This is a genomic window from Streptomyces koelreuteriae, from assembly GCF_018604545.1.
Classification (GTDB): Bacteria; Actinomycetota; Actinomycetes; order Streptomycetales; family Streptomycetaceae; genus Streptomyces; species Streptomyces koelreuteriae.
Window position 1 is genome coordinate 4,367,743 of the sequence record NZ_CP075896.1, and the last position, 19,620, is coordinate 4,387,362.

A 19,620-nucleotide genomic window follows, 5' to 3' on the forward strand; every position below is an offset into this window, starting at 1 on the left:
CACACACCGGGAGTGCCAGTGGCACGCGTCGTAGTCGACGTCATGCTCAAGCCGGAGATCCTCGACCCCCAGGGCCAGGCGGTGCAGCGCGCACTGCCGCGGCTGGGTTTCGAGGGGATCTCGGACGTCCGCCAGGGAAAGCGTTTCGAACTGGAAGTTGACGGGCCGGTCGACGAGGCCGCCCTCGCCCGCATTCACGATCTTGCGGAGTCCTTCCTCGCGAACACCGTGATCGAGGACTTCACCGTCCGGGTCGAGGAAGTCGCGGAGGCCGTGAAGTGACCGCTCGTATTGGCGTGGTCACTTTTCCCGGCAGTCTGGACGACCGGGACACGCAGCGCGCGATCCGGGTCGCGGGCGCCGAGCCGGTCGCCCTCTGGCACAAGGACAAGGACCTCAAGCAGGTCGACGCCGTGGTGTTGTGCGGTGGTTTCTCCTACGGCGATTATCTGCGCGCCGGGGCCATCGCCCGTTTCTCGCCGGTGATGGAGCCCCTGCTGGAGCAGGCGAAGGCCGGTCTGCCGGTGCTCGGCATCTGCAACGGCTTCCAGATCCTCACCGAGGCCCATCTGCTCCCGGGCACGATGCTGCGCAACGACCACCTGCACTTCATCTGCCGTGACCAGAAGCTGCGCGTGGAGAACGCCGAGACCTCCTGGACCACCGATTACACGGCCGGCCAGGAGATCCACATCCCGCTGAAGAACAACGACGGGCAGTACGTGGCCGACGCGTACACGCTCGACCAGCTGGAGGCCGAGGGCCGCGTCGCCTTCCGCTACCTCGACTTCAACCCCAACGGCTCGCAGCGGGACATCGCCGGCGTCACCAACGCGGCCGGGAACGTGGTCGGCCTCATGCCGCACCCCGAGCACGCCGTCGAGCCGCTGATCGGTACCGGTCGTACCGACGGTCTGCCGTTCTTCACCTCGATCCTCAAGAAGCTGGTCAACGCATGAGCCGGACGCCTCTGGACACGGTCGAGCACGCGGCCGAGACCCCCGACGTCGAGCTGCCCTGGGCCGAACTGGGCCTGAAGAAGGACGAGTACGAGCGGGTCGTGGAGATCCTCGGCCGCCGGCCCACCGGGGCCGAGCTGGCCATGTACTCGGTCATGTGGTCCGAGCACTGCTCGTACAAGTCGTCGAAGGTGCACCTGCGCCAGTTCGGCGAGAAGGCCCCGCAGAGCGACGCCCTCCTCGTCGGTATCGGTGAGAACGCCGGTGTCGTGGACGTCGGCCAGGGCTACGCGGTCACCTTCAAGGTGGAGTCGCACAACCACCCCTCCTACGTCGAGCCCTACCAGGGCGCGGCCACGGGTGTCGGCGGCATCGTCCGCGACATCATCGCGATGGGCGCCCGCCCGGTCGCCGTCGTCGACCCGCTGCGCTTCGGCGCGGCCGACCACCCCGACACCAAGCGCGTCCTGCCGGGCGTCGTCGCGGGCATCGGCGGCTACGGCAACTGCCTGGGCCTGCCCAACATCGGCGGCGAGGTCGTCTTCGACGCCTGCTACCAGGGCAACCCGCTGGTCAACGCCGGTGCCATCGGCGTCATGCGGCACGAGGACATCCACCTCGCGAAGGCCTCCGGCGCGGGCAACAAGGTCATCCTCTACGGGGCCCGGACCGGCGGTGACGGCATCGGCGGCGCCTCGATCCTGGCCTCCGAGACCTTCGACGACGCGAAGCCGTCGAAGCGCCCGGCCGTCCAGGTCGGTGACCCCTTCCAGGAGAAGCTCCTCATCGAGTGCACCCTGGAGGCCTTCCAGGAGAAGCTGGTCGTCGGCATCCAGGACCTCGGCGCCGCGGGCCTGTCCTGCGCGACGAGCGAGCTGGCGTCGAACGGCTCGGGCGGCATGCGCGTCACCCTGGACGACGTACCGCTCCGCGACTCCACGCTCTCGCCCGAGGAAATCCTCATGAGCGAGTCGCAGGAGCGCATGTGCGCGGTCGTCGAGCCCGAGAAGGTCGACCGCTTCCTGGAGATCTGCGAGAAGTGGGACGTCATCGCCACCGTCATCGGTGAGGTGACCGACGGCGACCGCCTGGAGATCTACTGGCACGGCGGCAAGATCGTCGACGTCGACCCGCGCACGGTCGCGCACGAGGGCCCGGTCTACGAGCGCCCCTACGCCCGCCCGTCCTGGCAGGACACCCTCCAGGCGGACGACGCGAACAAGCTGCCCCGGCCGGAGACGTCGGCGGAACTGAAGGACCAGGTCCTGAAGCTGGTCGGCTCCCCGAACCAGGCCTCCAAGTCCTGGATCACCTCGCAGTACGACCACTTCGTGCAGGGCAATACGGTCCTCGCCCAGCCCGAGGACTCCGGCATGATCCGGATCGACGAGGAGTCCGGCCTCGGCGTGGCCATCGCGACCGACGGCAACGGCCGCTACGCCAAGCTGGACCCGTACCACGGCGCCCAGCTGGCCCTGGCGGAGGCGTACCGCAACGTCGCGACGACCGGCGCGAAGCCGCTCGCCGTCTCGGACTGCCTGAACTTCGGCTCGCCCGAGGACCCGGCGGTGATGTGGCAGTTCGCGGAGGCCGTGCGCGGTCTGGCGGACGCCTGTCAGCAGCTGGGCACCCCGGTGACCGGCGGCAACGTCTCCCTCTACAACCAGACGGGCGAGGCCGCCATCCACCCGACCCCGGTGGTCGCGGTGCTCGGCGTGATCGACGACGTGGCCCGCCGTACGCCGGTCGCCTTCCAGGAGGAGGGGCAGCTGCTCTACCTCCTCGGCGACACGCGTGAGGAGTTCAGCGGCTCGGCCTGGTCCCAGGTCGTCCACGACCACCTCGGCGGTCTGCCGCCCAAGGTCGACCTGGAGCGCGAGCGGCTGCTCGCCGAGATCCTGATCTCCGCCTCCCGCGACGGCATGATCGACTCCGCGCACGACCTGTCCGACGGCGGTCTGATCCAGGCGGTCGTCGAGTCGGCGCTGCTCGGCGGCAAGGGCGCCCGCCTGATCGTCCCGGACGGTCTGGACGCCTTCACCTTCCTCTTCTCCGAGTCGGCGGGTCGCGCGGTCGTGGCCGTGCCGCGCTCCGAGGAGCTCCGCTTCAACGACATGTGCGGCGCGCGGGGCCTCCCGGCCACCCGCATCGGTGTCGTCGACGGCGACTCGGTGGAGCTGCAGGGCGAGTTCACCCTCCCCCTGTCCGAGCTGCGTGAGACGCACGAGGCGACGATCCCGGCGCTGCTGGCCTGACCCGAGGCAGTCGTACTGTGCCCCGTCGAGGTCCCACTCGGCGGGGCACAGGTGTCTCCACACGTCGTCCCCCGATTCCGGCGGGCCCGGGCCGACGGTTGCACGAGATTACGTAGTTCCGTAATCTCTGTGGAGTGGAACTCGAAGCACGCGTAGCCGACCTGGAGCGCCGTCTGGCGGCCCTCGAAGGCGCCCACCGCGCCGGACCCCGTCTCGACGACAGCGACTTCTGGGCGCTGAACGGGCTGAAGGAGCAGCTGGCCGAGCTGGGGGCCGCCGACGGCGGCATCCTCTACACCGGCTCCGTGCGCCTGCCGACGGGCGAGCCGTACGTCTGGCAGATGGGCGTCCTGACGGAAGGACTGCTGGAGGAGGACTGGACGACGGCCGCCGAGTCGTTCGCGGCGCTCGGCCACCCCGTGCGGCTCCGGCTGCTCCACGAGATCCTCGGCGGCCGGCGCACCGCGGCCGAACTCGCCGAGCTGGACGAGGTCGGCACGACCGGCCAGATCTACCACCACCTGCGCCAGCTCACCGCCACCGGCTGGCTGCACACGACCGGCCGGGGCCGCTACGAAGTACCGGACCAGCGCGTCGTACCGCTGCTGGTGGCGGTGGCGACGGCCAGGCCCTAGACACGACGAACCGGGGGCAGAATGTCCGCACGCAAGCTCGGCACACTGGCCTTCCAAGGCCTCCAGCTGGTTTTCATCGGCGTGGTGATCGCCCATATCTGCTTCGGCTGGGGCTACCCCATCCTGTGGAACTGCCTGCTGCTGCTCCTCGCGTACGCCGTCATGACCGTCGCCAACCGGTGGGGCGGCGCCCCCGACAGCCCGCGCCGGGCCCGGGAGCCCCTGGACGTCGCCCCGCCCGTGACCGGCCGCTGGTCCGCGCTGAACAGCCCCGCCGACCGCACCCCGAGCCACGGCATCCACGCCCACGGGCAGACGTACGCCATCGACATCCTCGCCGAGCCCGAGCCGGGCGCCCGCCCCGCCTTCCGCCCGCTGTGGCCGCTCGCCCGCCGCCCCGAGGACTTCCCGGCCTTCGGCGCCGAGATCCTCGCGGTCGCCGACGCCACGGTCGTACGGGCCGCCGACGGGCAGCGCGACCACCTCAGCCGCAACTCACTGCCCGGCCTGCTCTACCTGATGCTGATCGAAGGCTCGGTACGGGAGATGTCCGGCATCCGCCAGATCCTCGGCAACCACATCGTCCTGGACCTCGGCAACGGCACCTACGCCGCCTACGCCCACCTCCAGCGCGGCTCCCTCACCGTCCGCGAGGGCGACCGCGTCCGGGCCGGACAGCTCCTCGCCCGCTGCGGCAACTCCGGCAACTCCTCCGAGCCGCATCTGCACTTCCAGCTCATGGACGGCCCCGACCCGGACGCGGCCCGCGGCGTCCCCTTCACCTGGACCGGCATCGGCGTGCCCGGCAACGGCCAGACCTTCGAGGCACCCCCGACTGTCACAGCCCCTGCTTAGTCTGACCCCATGCCCCCGGCCAAGAAGCGCCCCCGCGCCTACGACCCCGCCAAGACCCGGGCCGCCGTGCTCGCCCAGTTCGGGCACATACGCCGGGCCGTGGCCACCCTCGGCCCCGACCGGCTGGCCCTGCCCACGCGCCTCGGCGACTGGACCGTGCGCGAGCTGGCCGCGCACTGCGCCATGGCCCTGGACGCCGTGGACCGGCTGCTCGCGGAGCCCGAGCCCGTACGGCAGGACGCCCGGCTGCTCGACTGGCCGTTCGCCATAGCCGAGGACGCCCCCGCCATCGCCGCCACCGCCCGCCGCCTGGCCGAGGAGCACCCGGACCTCGACACCCACCTCGCCGCCGCCGAGCACCGCTTCACCGCGAACCTCGACGCACACCCCGCCGCCCGGCTCCTCCCCACCAGCGCGGGCGCCCTGCCCCTGGCCGACTACGTCGTCACGCGCGCGGTCGAACTCGTCGTCCACACCGACGACCTCAACACCGCCGTCCCCGGCCTGGACATCCCCTACGACCGTCAGGCCCTGGCCGCCTGCACCCGGCTGCTCGCCGACGCCCTCGCCGCGAAGGCACCCGGCGGCTCGACGGAGGTCCGGGTGCCGCCGTACGCGGTCGTGCAGTGCGTCGAGGGCCCGAGGCACACCCGGGGCACCCCGCCCAACGTCGTCGAGACGGACCCGCTGACCTGGATCCGGCTGGCGACCGGCCGGCTGACCTGGAAGCAGGCGCTCCACGACGCCCAGGTCAGCGCGAGCGGCGAGCGGGCCGACCTGGACGCGTACCTGCCCGTGCTGAGCTGAGGGGAACCGATCCCCCCGGTTGCCCCGTCGAAGTGGCATGGACAGGCAGAAGCAGCGCATGACCCTGACGGCCGCCGCCATGCTCGTCCCGCTCATGGCGGCCTGCGGCAGTGAGAAGGCGGACAGCGGCAGCGGTTCGGTCGGTGCCGACAAGCCGGCGATGACCGGCATGCGGTGGAGCGTGGACAGCGTCACCGCCGACGGCAAGACCCAGAAGGCACCCACCGGCGCCCACGTGACCATCGACAAGGGCCGGGCCGAGGGCAGCTTCGGCTGCAACAACTTCGGCGCCGACGCCACCGTCGACGGTGACCGCGTCCGGCTCAGCAAGACCATGGCCACGGAGATGGCCTGCGAGGACAAGCCGATGGCCTTCGAGGAGGCCCTCGCCCGCACCCTCTCCGACCAGGAGTTCAAGGCGAAGGTGGACGGCGACCGCCTCACCCTCACCACCGACAAGGGCGACACCGTCCGTCTCACCAAGGCCAAGGACGCCGAGCTGAGCGGCACCAAGTGGACCGTCACGACCCCGGAGGCGGCCGACGGCCGCGCCCACCTCACCTTCGACGAGAAGAAGGGCACCGTCTCCGGAAGCCTCGGCTGCAACAAGGTGAACGCCAAGGCCACCGTGCGCGACGGCCATATCACCCTGGGCCCTCCGGCCACGACCCGAATGATGTGCGAAGACTCACTCATGACCGGCGAGAAGACCCTGCTCCGTCTTTTCGACGGGAAGCTGAAGTACGGAGTCGATCATCAGACTCTTACGCTGACCAGCGAAAACGGTACGAGCGTGCGAGCAGTCGCCGAACAGTGATCCACCAAAAAGTCCGGAATCCCCAATTCGGACCAGTGGTCGACCTCGCCTACACTCGGTGGCGTGCCACGTGGTGACGGACGACTCAACCACGACCTGCTCCCCGGTGAGAAGGGCCCCCAGGACGCTTGTGGCGTCTTCGGTGTCTGGGCTCCGGGCGAAGAGGTCGCCAAGCTCACGTACTTCGGGCTCTACGCCCTCCAGCATCGAGGCCAGGAATCCGCGGGAATCGCGGTCAGCAACGGCTCTCAGATCCTTGTCTTCAAGGACATGGGCCTGGTCTCCCAGGTCTTCGACGAAACCTCCCTCGGCTCGCTCCAGGGACACATCGCGGTCGGACACGCCCGCTACTCGACCACCGGTGCCTCCGTGTGGGAGAACGCCCAGCCGACGTTCCGTGCCACCGGGCACGGCTCCATCGCGCTCGGCCACAACGGCAACCTGGTCAACACCGCCCAGCTCGCCGAGATGGTCGCCGACCTGCCCAAGCAGGAGGGCGGCCGCACCCCGCGCGTCGCGGCGACCAACGACACCGACCTGCTCACCGCGCTCCTCGCGGCCCAGGTCGACGAGGACGGCAAGCCGCTGACCATCGAGGACGCCGCACACAGCATCCTCCCGCAGGTCAAGGGCGCCTTCTCCCTCGTCTTCATGGACGAGCACACGCTGTACGCGGCCCGCGACCCGCAGGGCATCCGCCCGCTGGTCCTCGGCCGCCTGGAGCGCGGCTGGGTCGTGGCCTCCGAGTCCGCGGCCCTCGACATCTGCGGCGCCTCCTACGTCCGCGAGATCGAGCCGGGCGAGTTCGTCGCCATCGACGAGAACGGCCTGCGGTCCTCCCGATTCGCGGATGCGAAGCCCAAGGGCTGTGTCTTCGAGTACGTGTACCTGGCCCGCCCGGACACCGACATCGCCGGCCGCAACGTCTACCTCTCCCGCGTGGAGATGGGCCGCAAGCTCGCCAAGGAAGCCCCGGCCGACGCCGACCTCGTCATAGCGACCCCGGAATCCGGCACCCCCGCCGCCATCGGCTACGCGGAGGCGTCCGGCATCCCCTTCGGCTCCGGCCTGGTGAAGAACGCCTACGTCGGGCGTACGTTCATCCAGCCCTCGCAGACCATCCGCCAGCTGGGCATCCGCCTGAAGCTGAACCCGCTGAAGGAAGTCATCAAGGGCAAGCGCCTGGTCGTCGTCGACGACTCGATCGTGCGCGGCAACACGCAGCGGGCCCTGGTCCGCATGCTCCGCGAGGCGGGCGCCGCCGAGGTCCACATCCGGATCTCCTCGCCGCCCGTGAAGTGGCCCTGCTTCTTCGGCATCGACTTCGCCACCCGCGCCGAGCTCATCGCCAACGGCATGACCGTCGACGAGATCGGCACCTCGATGGGCGCCGACTCCCTGGCGTACATCTCCATCGACGGCATGATCGAGGCGACCACCATCGCCAAGCCGAACCTGTGCCGCGCCTGCTTCGACGGCGAGTACCCGATGGACCTCCCGGACCCCGAGCTGCTCGGCAAGCAGCTCCTGGAGACCGAGCTGGCCGCCGGCCCGGCCGCCACGGCCGCCGCCGACGCGATCCGCCGCCCGTAGTCAGCCCGTATCACCTGCCGTACGACACGAAAGCTCTCACAGCCATGTCTGAGACCCACAGTGCCGAGGGCGGCGCCAGCCCCGCATCTGCTTCCTACAAAACAGCAGGTGTCGACATCGAAGCCGGCGACCGCGCCGTAGACCTCATGAAGGAGTGGGTGAAGAAGGCGCAGCGCCCCGAGGTCCTCGGCGGCCTCGGCGGCTTCGCCGGCCTCTTCGACGCCTCCGCCCTGAAGAACTACGAGCGTCCCCTGCTGGCCTCCGCCACGGACGGCGTCGGCACCAAGGTCGACATCGCCCGCCAGCTCGGGATCTACGACACGATCGGCCATGACCTGGTCGCCATGGTCATGGACGACATCGTGGTCTGCGGCGCCGAGCCCCTGTTCATGACCGACTACATCTGCGTCGGCAAGGTCCACCCCGAGCGCGTCGCCGCCATCGTCAAGGGCATCGCCGAGGGCTGTGTCCTGGCCGGCTGCGCCCTGGTCGGCGGCGAGACCGCCGAGCACCCGGGCCTGCTCGGCGCGGACGACTTCGATGTCGCCGGCGCCGGCACGGGTGTCGTGGAGGCCGACCGGCTGCTCGGCGCGGATCGTATCCGTACGGGTGACGCGGTGATCGCCATGGCGGCCTCCGGTCTTCACTCGAACGGGTACTCCCTCGTCCGGCATGTCCTGCTGAACCAGGCGGGCCTCGCGCTGGACGCCCACATCGACGAGCTCGGCCGCACCCTCGGAGAGGAGCTGCTGGAGCCGACGAAGATCTACTCGCTGGACTGCCTGGCCCTGATGCGCACCACCGAGGTGCACGCCTTCAGCCACATCACCGGCGGCGGACTCGCGGCCAATCTCGCCCGGGTGATCCCGGACGAGCTGCACGCCATCGTCGACCGCTCCACCTGGACCCCGGCCCCGATCTTCGACCTCGTCGGCCGGACGGGCCAGGTCGAGCGCCTGGAGCTGGAGAAGACCCTGAACATGGGCGTGGGCATGATCGCGATCGTGCCCCAGGAGTCCACCGACGTGGCCCTGGCGACCCTGGCCGACCGCGGCGTGGACGCCTGGGTGGCAGGAGAGATCACGGACCGGGGCGAGCACACCACCGGCGCCGCCCTGATCGGTGACTACGCGAGCTGAGGCACGGGGGTCCGCAACCCTGCGGGCCCTGCGGGCAGCACAGAACCCGGTCGGTGACCGAAGTCACCGACCGGGTGAGTGCTCAGTGCAGGGTCAAGCGCCGCGACGGTGTTGTGAGGACTGGTCGTCCTCATCTTCGTCGTCGTCCTCATAGAGGTCGGCGTACCGTGCGTACAGGTCCTCATCCTGATCATCGTCCTCGACCACCGGCTCGCCGTTAGGCGGCTGCGGATGTGAAGGCGATGCACCCAGCTCTTCGGCCAGGCGTGAGAGGTCAGTCCCACCGCTGTTGTACTTCAGCTGGCGGGCGACCTTCGTCTGCTTGGCCTTGGCCCGGCCGCGCCCCATGGCTCGACCCCCTCAACGACGGGGCTCGACGGCCCCAGAGTCTTGACACGCGTTCATGGTCCGGCACGGACTCTCCGCAGAGAGACCGTGTCCGTAGGGCTTCCACGGTACCTGAGCCCGCGCCCATACGGTACGTCGCCCGCATGACGTGCCCGCGCCCAGGACCCTCGAGGCGCCCCGTCCTCGCTGGTCAACCGCGATTTTAACCACTTATCGGCGGTCGACCCGCCGGTAGAAGTGAGAGTTCTCTCTAACTGCCCACCGACGGGTACCGGCCAAACGTACGAGACCCCTCCGGGTCAGTCCCGTATCCGCTCCGGTTCAGCGCGCCCGGCGCGCCATGGCCGCGTCGTGCATCCGCTGCTCGGCGATCCGGTCGGCCGCGGCGGCCGGCGGAATACCGTCCTCCTTCGCACGTGCGAATATGGCCAGCGTCGTGTCGTAGATCTTCGACGCCTTCGCCTTGCACCGCTCGAAGTCGAAGCCGTGCAGCTCGTCGGCCACCTGGATGACACCGCCGGCGTTCACCACGTAGTCCGGCGCGTAGAGGATCCCGCGGTCGGCGAGGTCCTTCTCCACACCCGGGTGGGCGAGCTGGTTGTTGGCGGCGCCGCAGACCACCGAGGCGGTGAGCACGGGCACGGTGTCGTCGTCCAGGGCGCCGCCCAGGGCGCAGGGGGCGTAGATGTCCAGCCCGGCGACCCGGATCAGCTCGGCGGTGTCCTTGACGGCGATCACGTCCCGGTGCCGCTCGGTGATCCGCCGTACGGCGTCCTCGCGCACGTCCGTGACGAAGACCTCGGCGCCCTCCTTCACCAGGTGCTCCACCAGGTGGTGGCCGACCTTGCCGACGCCGGCGATGCCGATCCGCCTGGCGCGCAGCGTCGGGTCGCCCCACAGGTGCTGGGCGGAGGCGCGCATGCCCTGGTAGACGCCGTACGCGGTGAGGACGGAGGAGTCCCCGGCGCCGCCGTTCTCGGGGGAGCGGCCGGTCGTCCAGCGGCACTCGCGGGCCACGACGTCCATGTCGGCGACATACGTACCGACGTCGCAGGCGGTGACGTAGCGGCCGCCGAGGGAGGCCACGAAGCGGCCGTAGGCGAGGAGCAGCTCCTCGCTCTTGATCCGCTCCGGGTCGCCGATGATCACGGCCTTGCCGCCGCCGTGGTCGAGTCCGGCCATGGCGTTCTTGTACGACATCCCGCGCGCGAGGTTCAGCGCGTCGGCGACGGCCTCGGCCTCGGTCGCGTACGGGTAGAAGCGCGTACCGCCGAGCGCGGGGCCCAGGGCGGTGGAGTGGAGGGCGATGACGGCCTTGAGGCCGCTCGCGCGGTCCTGGCAGAGCACGACTTGCTCATGACCCCCCTGATCCGAGTGGAACAGGGTGTGCAGTACATCAGCAGGCGCGCCGGCTACGTCGGTCACTGTGGTGACTCCTGAGTAAGTTGCGGCGGGTGGGGCTGGGCTCCCGTATGGGTGGCGGGAGCCGTCGAGCATGAGATTAGAGCCTGGTGCGCCCGTGGGAGGCACCGCGCACAGGATCCCCTCCGTGCGGAGTACAGCCGTGCGACGATTTGCATAGTCTTCCCGTGCGTTTGTGAGTGGGTTCCGCAGGTTTTCGCGACGGAGCGCGGGGGAGGGAGCAGGCGTGCCCAAGGTGTCCTCGGTGATCGTCCCCTACGCGACCTATCTGCGCGTGTACGAACCGCTGGCCGCCTTCGCCGAGCCGGAGCGCAGCCACTGGGCCCGCTACGCCCGTCGTACGGACCGCCCCTCGTACCAGGACGAACTCCGTCGCGCCCTGGCCGACTTGGCGCCCACCCCGCCGGTCCCGGTGCCGGTGCACGAGAGCGAGGACGCCTTCGTGCTCGATGTCGACGGCGTCGTCTGCGTCTGCCCCTGGCGCACCCGGCTGCGCGGCTGGCAGGCCCTGGACGAGCTCTCCGAGGAGCTCCCCCAGTCCGTCCTGGACGCGGTCCTGCCGCCTTTCCTGCGGGACCAGGCCACCCAGGACTACGAGCGCTGGCTCGCGATCAACCCGGACGCCCGGCCGTGGATCCGTACGGCGACCTGGCAGGTGCCGATCAACTGGTTCGTGCTGGTCTCCGACGAGGAGCGGGAGTACGACAAGGGTGACTCGGTCGACAGCCCGCCGGTGCTGCGCTACCGCACGCCGATGGTCCAGGCCCGGCGGCGGGTGGCCCGGGGCCTCAGGGCCCTGAAGGAGGCCATGGACGAGGGGCCGCTGATCGACGGCCTGGTGGACGTCGGACGCTGGCTGGAGGAGTTCCACCCGCGCTCGCTCGTGGAGCTGGACTACGGCGGCCTGGTGCACGCCCTGCCGGCCGGGGCCCTGGAGGACGACCACTCGGCGGCGGACGTGGCCGAGGGGATCGCCGCGCTGCGCCGGGGTGACGGCACGGCCGCGGGGGTGGCGTACGCGCGGCTGGTGGAGCGGTGGCGTTCCGTACGTGATCTGCGGTCGGCCAACTGACCTCTGACCTTGTGACCCTACGGACGGCTCGCGGACGGTCACGAACTGACGTTTGACGAACCGCCCGATTTGAGGTTTTGTCCTCGCACCGACTTCCTGAAGCGGACTGTGCGTTTCCTGAGGCTTCGTCAACAAAGGACGTACGACCCGATCCGGGCGTACCTCCCAAGTAGGCCAAGCGTGACGGACTACACGTACGTGGCTCTTGCGCCCCTTGCCCCTCCTCATGCCAAAATAGGACAAGGAGTCCGGGGGGCTCCTTCCGTCCCGTAGTGCTGCACTATGGGCGGAATCTCAGCATTGCACGCTTTGGGGGGTCTCGTGACTCCTGATCGCCGCTGTGACTGATCGTCACAGCGGCGTGACTGTCCGCTATGGCATGGTCCATCGGCTTCCGTCGCTGATGAACACCTGGAGGGGCAATTCCATCGGTTTGGCCGACGAGGCTGGACGGATGGTGTAGTTGTAGTGCCGAGGACAAGCCGTTCGTCCTATAACCGACTCGACTCGCGTCCGCCATTTCGGGCAACGCGGGTCAAGGTGCAGAATTTAGAGGAAAGAACCGAGAAGGTTCGGTTCTCCCGAGGAGGCCGCTCATGACCGCTCGCACCCCTGATGCCGAGCCGCTGCTGACCCCGGCTGAGGTCGCCACCATGTTCCGCGTGGACCCGAAGACGGTCACGCGGTGGGCGAAGGCCGGCAAGCTCACGTCGATCCGCACGCTCGGCGGGCATCGGCGCTACCGCGAGGCTGAGGTCCGCGCTCTGCTCGCGGGCATTCCGCAGCAGCGCAGCGAGGCCTGAACAATTGAATACCGGACAAACCGGCTGGTCCCCCACTGGCCGCGGCGTCCGGAACCCTAGCTCCAAGCGACGCGGGTCCTGCCCCAACAGGTCCCACGCCCAAGCCAGTCAGAGCTTCGCAGGCATGTAACAGGGTGCGTCGTAGATCGCGTTGGACTCCGCCGGGTCCAGCGCGATCTTTTTTGTGCGCCGGGCGCCGGGCCGTCGGCCCTGCTGTGAGTGGCCTTGTCGGAGTCTGGGGAGGGGTGTCGGATCTCCTGTGCGCGGTGCCCCGGGTGGGGTGCAATTGCACATATTAAATTGACCTGTTGTAGGTGGGGTGTAAGTACCGCACTTTCCAAAACTCATGCGGTGACACCCGTCACATACCGAGCGGCTTGTTAGCTCTGACGCCGGTGCGGTAGAGGAGTCTCCGGCTCCAGCACCCCACGCTCGGACGGGTGTTGAGGCCGGCCCGGAGCGGACTCCATCGCCAGCCGCAGCAGGCGGTGGCAGATCGGACAGCGACGTGTGAGGTGCCGGTACGACGACGCGGCCGACAGATGCGCGCGGAGCAGGGCCCGCGTCTCGTGCCTAGCCGATGCCGCCATACGCCACCTCCAGAGGGCCGCACGGGGAACGTCCCTGGTTTCTGGGTACCGAGCGAACGAGGGGCCGTCAAGACGGCGTGGGGGGCTCGGGGGCTCCTGCGGAGGCCGGACGCACGAAAAAGAGCCCGGATCCGAAGATCCGGGCTCTTGTACTGCGGTCCTGACGGGATTTGAACCCGCGGCCTCCACCTTGACAGGGTGGCGAGCACTCCAAACTGCTCCACAGGACCAGGTTTCGCAGTGCGATTCGTGCGTTGCGCTGCGAGAAGAGACTGTACAGGAGGGGTGGGGCCCTGCGCGAACTCACCCCACGTGCACGGGCGATTACGGGACAGCGGCGTCGATCGCCTTGACGATCCGCTTGTCGGAGACGGGGTACGCCGTGCCCAGCGCGTGGGCGAAATAGCTGACCCGGAGCTCCTCGATCATCCAGCGGATGTCCAGGACCGACGACGGCACCGGCCGGCCCTGCGGCATCTGCTCCAGCAGCCAGGCGTACTCGTCCTGCATCTCGTGGACCTTCTGCATCCGCGTGGTGTCCCGCTGGACGTTCGCCGGCATCTGCTGCAGCCGCCGGTCCGCCGCCACCAGATAGCGCATCAGGTCCGCCTGGCGCCGCAGCCCCGCCTCCGTCACGAAGCCGGGCTTCACGAGGGCGTCGAGCTGCTTGCGTACGTCCTGGAGGTTCGGCAGCAGCGCCGGGCTGCGTACGCCCTTCAGACGGCGCTCACAGGCCTGCCAGGCGGCGAGCACCTGCTGCACCTGGCCCACCGTACGGACCGTCGTATCGACGATCTCCGCGCGGACCTTGTCGTACAGCTTCCGGTAGGACTCCTCGTCCCAGGCCGGCCCGCCGAAGTCCCCGATCAGCTTGTCGGCGGCCGCCATCGCGCAGTCGTCGAACAGGTTCTGGATGGAGCCGTGCGGATTCGCGGACAGCGCCAGCTTCTGCGCGTTCGTCAGCTTCTCGGAGGCGAACTTCGCCGGGTTCACCGGGATGTTGCGCAGGATCAGGCGGCGCGTGCCCTTCCACATGGCCTGGGCCTGCTCGGCCTCCGTGTCGAAGAGGCGTACGGAGACCGTGTCGCCGTCGTCGACCAGCGCCGGGTACGCCTTCACCGGCTGGCCGGCCCGCTTGGTCTCGAAGACACGCGTGAGCGTGCCGATCGTCCAGTCGGTGAGGCCCTTGCGCTCCAGGGACTCGCCGCCCTGGCGCTCGGCGGTGGCCGCCGCGGCCTGGGAGAGGGCCTTGCGGGCCTTCGGCCGCAACTGCAGCTTCAGCGCCTCCAGGTCCTTGTCCTCCGCGAGCTTGCGACGCCGCTCGTCGACGATCCGGAACGTGACCTTGAGGTGGTCGGGGACCTTGGACCAGTCGAAGTCGTCCGCCTCGAACGGGACGCCGACCTTGCGCCGCAGCTCGCGGACCATCGTGGTCGTGAGGGGCTCCTGGAGCGGTACCGCGCTGTCCAGGAACGCCTGCGCGTGGTTCGGCGCGGGGACGTAGTGGCGGCGGATCGGCTTCGGCAGGGACCGGATCAGTTCCGTGACCACCTCCTCCCGCAGGCCCGGGATCTGCCAGTCGAAGCCCTCGTCCGTGACCTGGTTGAGGACCTGGAGCGGGATGTGGACGGTCACGCCGTCGGCGTCCGCGCCAGGCTCGAACTGGTAGGTCACACGGAACTTGAGGTTCCCCTGGCGCCAGGAGTCCGGGTAGTCGGCCTTGCTGACCTCGCCCGCCTTCTCGTTGATGAGCATCTCGCGCTCGAAGTCGAGAAAGTCGGGCTGCTCGTGCCGCTTGCGCTTCCACCAGGAGTCGAAGTGGGCGCCGGAGACGACATGTTCGGGGATCTTCTGGTCGTAGAAGTCGAACAGCGTCTCGTCGTCGACCAGGATGTCCCGGCGCCGGGCCCGGTGCTCCAGCTCCTCCACCTCGGTGAGGAGGCGGCGGTTGTCGGAGTAGAACTTGTGGTGGGTGCGCCAGTCGCCCTCGACGAGCGCGTTCCGGATGAACAGGTCGCGGCTGACCTCGGGGTCGATCCGGCCGTAGTTGACCTTCCGCTGCGCCACGATCGGTACGCCGTACAGCGTGACCTTCTCGTACGCCATCACCGCGGCCTGGTCCTTCTCCCAGTGCGGTTCGCTGTAGGTGCGCTTGAGGAGGTGGGCGGCGAGGGGTTCGACCCACTCGGGCTCGATCTTCGCGTTGACGCGGGCCCAGAGGCGGGACGTCTCGACGAGTTCGGCGGACATGACGAAGCGCGGGGGCTTCTTGAAGAGGGCCGAGCCGGGGAAGACCGCGAACTTGGCGTTGCGGGCGCCCAGGTACTCGTTCTTCCCCGTGCTTCTCCCGCCCTCGCCTCCGCTCTCCTTCACGTCCTTCATGCCGACGTGGGAGAGCAGGCCCGCGAGGAGGGAGACGTGGATGCGGTCGTCCGGGGCGTCGTCCTCGTTGAGGTGGATGCCCATCTGCTTGGCGACCGTGCGCAACTGGCTGTAGATGTCCTGCCATTCGCGGATGCGAAGGAAGTTGAGGTACTCCTGCTTGCACATCCGGCGGAAGGAGGACGAGCCCCGCTCCTTCTGCTGCTCGCGGACGTAGCGCCAGAGGTTGAGGAACGCCAGGAAGTCGCTGGTCTCGTCCTTGAAACGGGCGTGCTGCTGGTCGGCCTGCGCCTGTTTGTCGGACGGGCGCTCGCGCGGATCCTGGATGGACAGCGCGGCGGCTATGACCATGACCTCGCGGACACAGCCGTTCCGGTCGGCCTCCAGCACCATGCGGGCCAGCCGCGGGTCGACGGGGAGCTGGGCGAGCTTGCGGCCGGTCTGCGTGAGCCGCTTGCGGATGTCCTTCTGGGCCGGGTCGAAGGCACCGAGCTCCTGGAGGAGCTGCACGCCGTCGCGGATGTTGCGGTGGTCCGGCGGGTCGATGAAGGGGAACTTCTCGATGTCGCCGAGGCCGGCCGCGGTCATCTGCAGGATGACGGAGGCGAGGTTCGTACGGAGGATCTCCGCGTCCGTGAACTCCGGGCGGGCGTCGAAGTCGTCCTCGGCGTAGAGGCGGATGCAGATGCCGTCGGACGTACGGCCGCAGCGGCCCTTGCGCTGGTTGGCGCTGGCCTGGGAGACCGGCTCGATGGGCAGGCGCTGGACCTTGGTGCGGTGGCTGTAGCGGGAGATCCGCGCGAAGCCCGGGTCGATGACGTACTTGATGCCCGGGACGGTGAGGGAGGTCTCGGCGACGTTGGTCGCCAGAACGATCCTGCGTCCGGTGTGCGGCTGGAAGACGCGGTGCTGCTCGGCGTGCGACAGCCGGGCGTAGAGGGGCAGGACCTCGGTGAATCTGTACTGCTTCTTCGTGAGCGCGTCGGCGGTGTCCCGGATCTCCCGCTCGCCGGAGAGGAAGACGAGGATGTCGCCCTTGCCCTCCTTCTGGAGTTCCTCCACGGCGTCGGTGATCGCGGTGATCTGGTCGCGGTCGGCGTCGTCGGAGTCCTCTTCGAGGAGCGGCCGGTAGCGCACCTCCACGGGGTACGTACGGCCGCTGACCTCGATGATCGGGGCGTCGCCGAAGTGCCGGGAGAAGCGCTCGGGGTCGATGGTGGCCGAGGTGATGACGACCTTGAGGTCGGGCCGCTTCGGCAGCAGCTGGGCGAGATAGCCCAGCAGGAAGTCGATGTTGAGGGACCGCTCGTGGGCCTCGTCGATGATGATCGTGTCGTAGGCGCGCAGCTCGCGGTCCGTCTGGATCTCGGCGAGCAGGATGCCGTCCGTCATCAGCTTGACGAAGGTGGCCTCGGGGTCGACCTGGTCGGTGAAGCGGACCTTCCAGCCGACGGTCTCGCCGAGCGGGGTGTTCAGCTCCTCCGCCACGCGCTCGGCGACGGTGCGGGCGGCGATACGACGGGGCTGGGTGTGCCCGATCATGCCGCGCACGCCCCGCCCGAGCTCCATGCAGATCTTCGGGATCTGCGTGGTCTTCCCGGAACCGGTCTCACCGGCGACGATCACGACCTGGTGGTCGCGGATGGCGTCGGCGATCACGTCCTTCTTCTGGCTGACCGGAAGCTGCTCGGGGTAGGTGACCTCGGGCATGCGGGCGCGCCGCCCGGCCATCCGCTCCTCGGCCTTGGCGACCTCCGCCTCGATCTCGGCGAGCACGGCGGCCTGGGCCTCCGGCTTACGGATCTTGCGCGCACCTTCGAGCCTGCGGCCGAGCCGGTGCGCGTCGCGCAGGGACAGCTCGGTCAGGCGGGGGGCGAGGGCGCCGAGGGCGGGGGCGGAGTGCGTAGACATACGGGTCCCAGGATCTCATCCCCGGGAAATCCGTGGCGAACGGTTTTGTCCCACCGCCCGGGGTGCGGAGTGAGGTTTGACCGTTTCTCGTTCGGGCGGCGCTTGCATGGCGGTGAGGCCGTACGGCAGCCGCTCGCGATTGGAGGGCCTCCCGTCCCATGTCCGAAGCCACCGAAGTCCTGATCGTGGGTGCCGGTCCCACCGGTCTGATGCTCGCCGGCGACCTCGCCGCGGCGGGCGTCTCCGTCACCGTGCTCGAGCGCCGCACCGAGAGGTCGCAGCTCACCCGCGCCTTCGCGGTCCATGCCCGCACGCTCGAACTGCTGGACGCCCGGGGCATCGCCGACGAACTCGTCGCCGGCGGTGTCCGGATCGGCAAGCTCCAGATGATCGGGGACGCCCAGCTCGATCTGAAGCGGCTGCCGAGCCGATTCCCCTACATGCTGCTGACCCCGCAGTACGCGACCGAGGCCGTGCTGGCGAAGCGTGCCGAGACGCTCGGTGCCGAGGTGGTGGCGGGCGCGGATGTCACCGGTGTCGAGCAGGACTCCGAGGGGGTGAGCGTGACCGTGCGCCGGTCCGACGGCACATCGGGGACGCGGCGTGCTGCCTACCTGGTCGGCGCGGACGGCATGAACAGTGTGGTGCGCCGGGCGCTGGGGTTTCCGTTCCCCGGCAGGGCCGCCCTGCGTTCGGTGATGCTCGCCGATGTCCGGCTGACCGTGCCGCAGTCCATGCCGGTGGCGAACGCGGTACGGGAGGGGATCGCCTTCGTGTCCCCGCTGGGCGATGGCTGGCACCGGGTCGTCGCCTGGGACCGAGACCGGCAGCTGCCGGTCGAGGCGCCTCTCGATCTGGAGGAGGTGCGGACGATCACCCGCAAGGCCCTCGGCACCGACTTCGGCATGCACGATCCGCGCTGGCTCTCCCGCTTCCAGACCGACGAGCGCCAGGTGCCGCGGTACCGGCTCGGGCGGGTGCTGCTCGCGGGAGACGCCGCGCATGTGCACTCCCCGGCGGGCGGTCAGGGCATGAACACCGGCCTCCAGGACGCCGCCAATCTGGCCTGGCGGCTGGCGGCGGTGGTGCGCGGATGGGCACCGGAGGAGCTGCTCGACGGGTATCAGGCCGAGCGGCATCCGATCGGGCGGGAGGTGATCCGGGACAGCGGCAGGATGATGCGGCTGGCGCTGATCCACTCGCCGGTACTGAGCACCGCCATGAACCTGCTCTCACGCGCTGCCGCCGCCATTCCCCCGGTGGCCGACCGCCTCTCGGCCAAGGCGACGGGTATCGCCATCTCCTATCCGGCCCCCTCCGGCACCCACCCCGGCACCGGCCGCCGCGCTCCCGACCTGGAACTCGCCCCGAGCGCCGGCCCCGGCACCAGCTCCCCGAAGCGGCTGTACGAGGCCCTGCGCGCCTGCCGTTTCGTGCTCGTCAGCCGGTTCCCCGAGGTGACGGGCTGGGAGGACCGGACGATCACCGTCACCCCGGCCGCCGGCTCCAAGGCCCCCGCAGTACTGCTGGTCCGCCCGGACGGCTACATCGCCTGGGCCGCGGACGACCACGACCACGACACGCTGCTGACCGCCCTCACCACATGGGTCGGCCCTCGGCAGGACGTGCCATCGACATGAACGAAGACATGAGCCATGACACGACTGAGCCCCTCTCCGGCGATGCTGGAGAGGGGCTCATGCCCTGAACGGGCTGCGGTGGCTGGGGCCGGGGTCGAACCGGCGACCTTCCGCTTTTCAGGCGGACGCTCGTACCAACTGAGCTACCCAGCCACGAGGTTTCACGTGAAACCTCAGCGGTCCTGACGGGATTTGAACCCGCGGCCTCCACCTTGACAGGGTGGCGAGCACTCCAAACTGCTCCACAGGACCAAGCGTCGTACGACAGTGTCGCACAGGGTGGTGCGTGCCCCCAACGGGATTCGAACCCGTGCTACCGCCTTGAAAGGGCGGCGTCCTAGGCCGCTAGACGATGAGGGCTATCGGCCCGCCTGCGCGCTTCTCAGCGCGTC

At 69.5% G+C, this 19,620-nt stretch carries 16 protein-coding genes and 4 tRNA genes; 12 read left to right on the forward strand and 8 right to left on the reverse strand.

What is annotated here, in order from left to right; genetic code table 11:
* Positions 1 to 18 precede the first annotated feature (18 nt).
* The 9 genes from purS to purM all read left to right on the forward strand — a co-directional run bounded on the left by purS (position 19) and on the right by purM (position 9,060).
* Positions 19 to 282: a phosphoribosylformylglycinamidine synthase subunit PurS gene (gene purS / locus KJK29_RS19675; protein WP_010045045.1), complete on the forward strand. Its 264-nt coding sequence runs from the start codon at positions 19 to 21 to the stop codon at positions 280 to 282.
* A complete protein-coding gene (gene purQ, locus KJK29_RS19680; RefSeq protein ID WP_215120454.1) occupies positions 279 to 959 on the forward strand; it encodes a phosphoribosylformylglycinamidine synthase subunit PurQ in 681 nt (226 codons plus the stop codon). The genes purS and purQ overlap by 4 nt, the downstream gene beginning before the upstream one ends.
* Positions 956 to 3,214: a phosphoribosylformylglycinamidine synthase subunit PurL gene (gene purL / locus KJK29_RS19685; protein WP_215120455.1), complete on the forward strand. Its 2,259-nt coding sequence runs from the start codon at positions 956 to 958 to the stop codon at positions 3,212 to 3,214. Before purQ ends, purL begins: the two co-directional genes overlap by 4 nt.
* Before the next feature lie 134 nt (positions 3,215 to 3,348).
* Positions 3,349 to 3,849 (forward strand): ArsR/SmtB family transcription factor, encoded by a 501-nt coding sequence (locus KJK29_RS19690; protein ID WP_215120457.1) that lies wholly within the window; start codon positions 3,349 to 3,351, stop codon positions 3,847 to 3,849.
* A gap of 21 nt (positions 3,850 to 3,870) precedes the next feature.
* Positions 3,871 to 4,704: a M23 family metallopeptidase gene (locus tag KJK29_RS19695; protein WP_215120458.1), complete on the forward strand. Its 834-nt coding sequence runs from the start codon at positions 3,871 to 3,873 to the stop codon at positions 4,702 to 4,704.
* Positions 4,705 to 4,713: 9 nt separating this feature from the next.
* The gene (locus KJK29_RS19700; protein ID WP_215120459.1) at positions 4,714 to 5,511 is read left to right on the forward strand and encodes a maleylpyruvate isomerase family mycothiol-dependent enzyme; all 798 of its coding nucleotides are present in this window, start codon (positions 4,714 to 4,716) and stop codon (positions 5,509 to 5,511) included.
* A 37-nt stretch (positions 5,512 to 5,548) separates the two neighbouring features.
* A complete protein-coding gene (locus KJK29_RS19705; RefSeq protein ID WP_215120461.1) occupies positions 5,549 to 6,328 on the forward strand; it encodes an META domain-containing protein in 780 nt (259 codons plus the stop codon).
* Positions 6,329 to 6,391: 63 nt separating this feature from the next.
* A complete protein-coding gene (gene purF, locus KJK29_RS19710; protein ID WP_215120463.1) occupies positions 6,392 to 7,921 on the forward strand; it encodes an amidophosphoribosyltransferase in 1,530 nt (509 codons plus the stop codon).
* Between the two features lie 44 nt (positions 7,922 to 7,965).
* Entirely contained in the window at positions 7,966 to 9,060 is a 1,095-nt protein-coding gene (gene purM / locus KJK29_RS19715; RefSeq protein ID WP_215120465.1) for a phosphoribosylformylglycinamidine cyclo-ligase, read from the forward strand.
* Between the two features lie 93 nt (positions 9,061 to 9,153).
* Here the strand turns inward: purM and KJK29_RS19720 are convergent, their stop codons facing one another.
* Both KJK29_RS19720 and KJK29_RS19725 read right to left on the reverse strand, forming a co-directional pair.
* A complete protein-coding gene (locus tag KJK29_RS19720) occupies positions 9,154 to 9,408 on the reverse strand; it encodes a DUF3073 domain-containing protein (RefSeq protein ID WP_184593562.1) in 255 nt (84 codons plus the stop codon).
* Between the two features lie 321 nt (positions 9,409 to 9,729).
* Positions 9,730 to 10,833: a Leu/Phe/Val dehydrogenase gene (locus tag KJK29_RS19725; RefSeq protein ID WP_215120466.1), complete on the reverse strand. Its 1,104-nt coding sequence runs from the start codon at positions 10,831 to 10,833 to the stop codon at positions 9,730 to 9,732.
* A 223-nt stretch (positions 10,834 to 11,056) separates the two neighbouring features.
* On the opposite strand from KJK29_RS19725, the gene KJK29_RS19730 reads away from it, so the two are divergent.
* Together KJK29_RS19730 and bldC are read left to right on the forward strand one after the other, a co-directional pair.
* Positions 11,057 to 11,902, forward strand: a complete 846-nt coding sequence (locus tag KJK29_RS19730) for a hypothetical protein (protein ID WP_215120468.1) — start codon at positions 11,057 to 11,059, stop codon at positions 11,900 to 11,902.
* Between the two features lie 596 nt (positions 11,903 to 12,498).
* Positions 12,499 to 12,705, forward strand: coding sequence for a developmental transcriptional regulator BldC (gene bldC, locus KJK29_RS19735; protein WP_003949541.1), 207 nt, complete (start codon positions 12,499 to 12,501; stop codon positions 12,703 to 12,705).
* Between the two features lie 380 nt (positions 12,706 to 13,085).
* Here bldC and KJK29_RS38890 read toward each other — a convergent pair whose 3' ends face one another.
* The 3 genes from KJK29_RS38890 to hrpA all read right to left on the reverse strand — a co-directional run bounded on the left by KJK29_RS38890 (position 13,086) and on the right by hrpA (position 17,588).
* The gene (locus KJK29_RS38890) at positions 13,086 to 13,295 is read right to left on the reverse strand and encodes a DUF6274 family protein (RefSeq protein WP_251057866.1); all 210 of its coding nucleotides are present in this window, start codon (positions 13,293 to 13,295) and stop codon (positions 13,086 to 13,088) included.
* Positions 13,296 to 13,450: 155 nt separating this feature from the next.
* Positions 13,451 to 13,525 (reverse strand) — tRNA-Asp (locus tag KJK29_RS19740).
* 94 nt (positions 13,526 to 13,619) lie between these two features.
* Entirely contained in the window at positions 13,620 to 17,588 is a 3,969-nt protein-coding gene (gene hrpA / locus KJK29_RS19745) for an ATP-dependent RNA helicase HrpA (protein ID WP_215120471.1), read from the reverse strand.
* Between the two features lie 158 nt (positions 17,589 to 17,746).
* Between hrpA and KJK29_RS19750 the strand changes: the two genes are divergently transcribed.
* A complete protein-coding gene (locus KJK29_RS19750; protein ID WP_215120472.1) occupies positions 17,747 to 19,228 on the forward strand; it encodes an FAD-dependent monooxygenase in 1,482 nt (493 codons plus the stop codon).
* Between the two features lie 79 nt (positions 19,229 to 19,307).
* Here KJK29_RS19750 and KJK29_RS19755 read toward each other — a convergent pair.
* The 3 genes from KJK29_RS19755 to KJK29_RS19765 form a co-directional block, all read right to left on the reverse strand.
* Positions 19,308 to 19,381: transfer RNA gene (locus KJK29_RS19755), tRNA-Phe, on the reverse strand.
* Between the two features lie 24 nt (positions 19,382 to 19,405).
* Positions 19,406 to 19,480, reverse strand: a tRNA-Asp gene (locus KJK29_RS19760).
* Between the two features lie 35 nt (positions 19,481 to 19,515).
* A tRNA-Glu gene (locus tag KJK29_RS19765) sits at positions 19,516 to 19,588 on the reverse strand.
* Between the last annotated feature and the right edge of the window lie 32 nt (positions 19,589 to 19,620).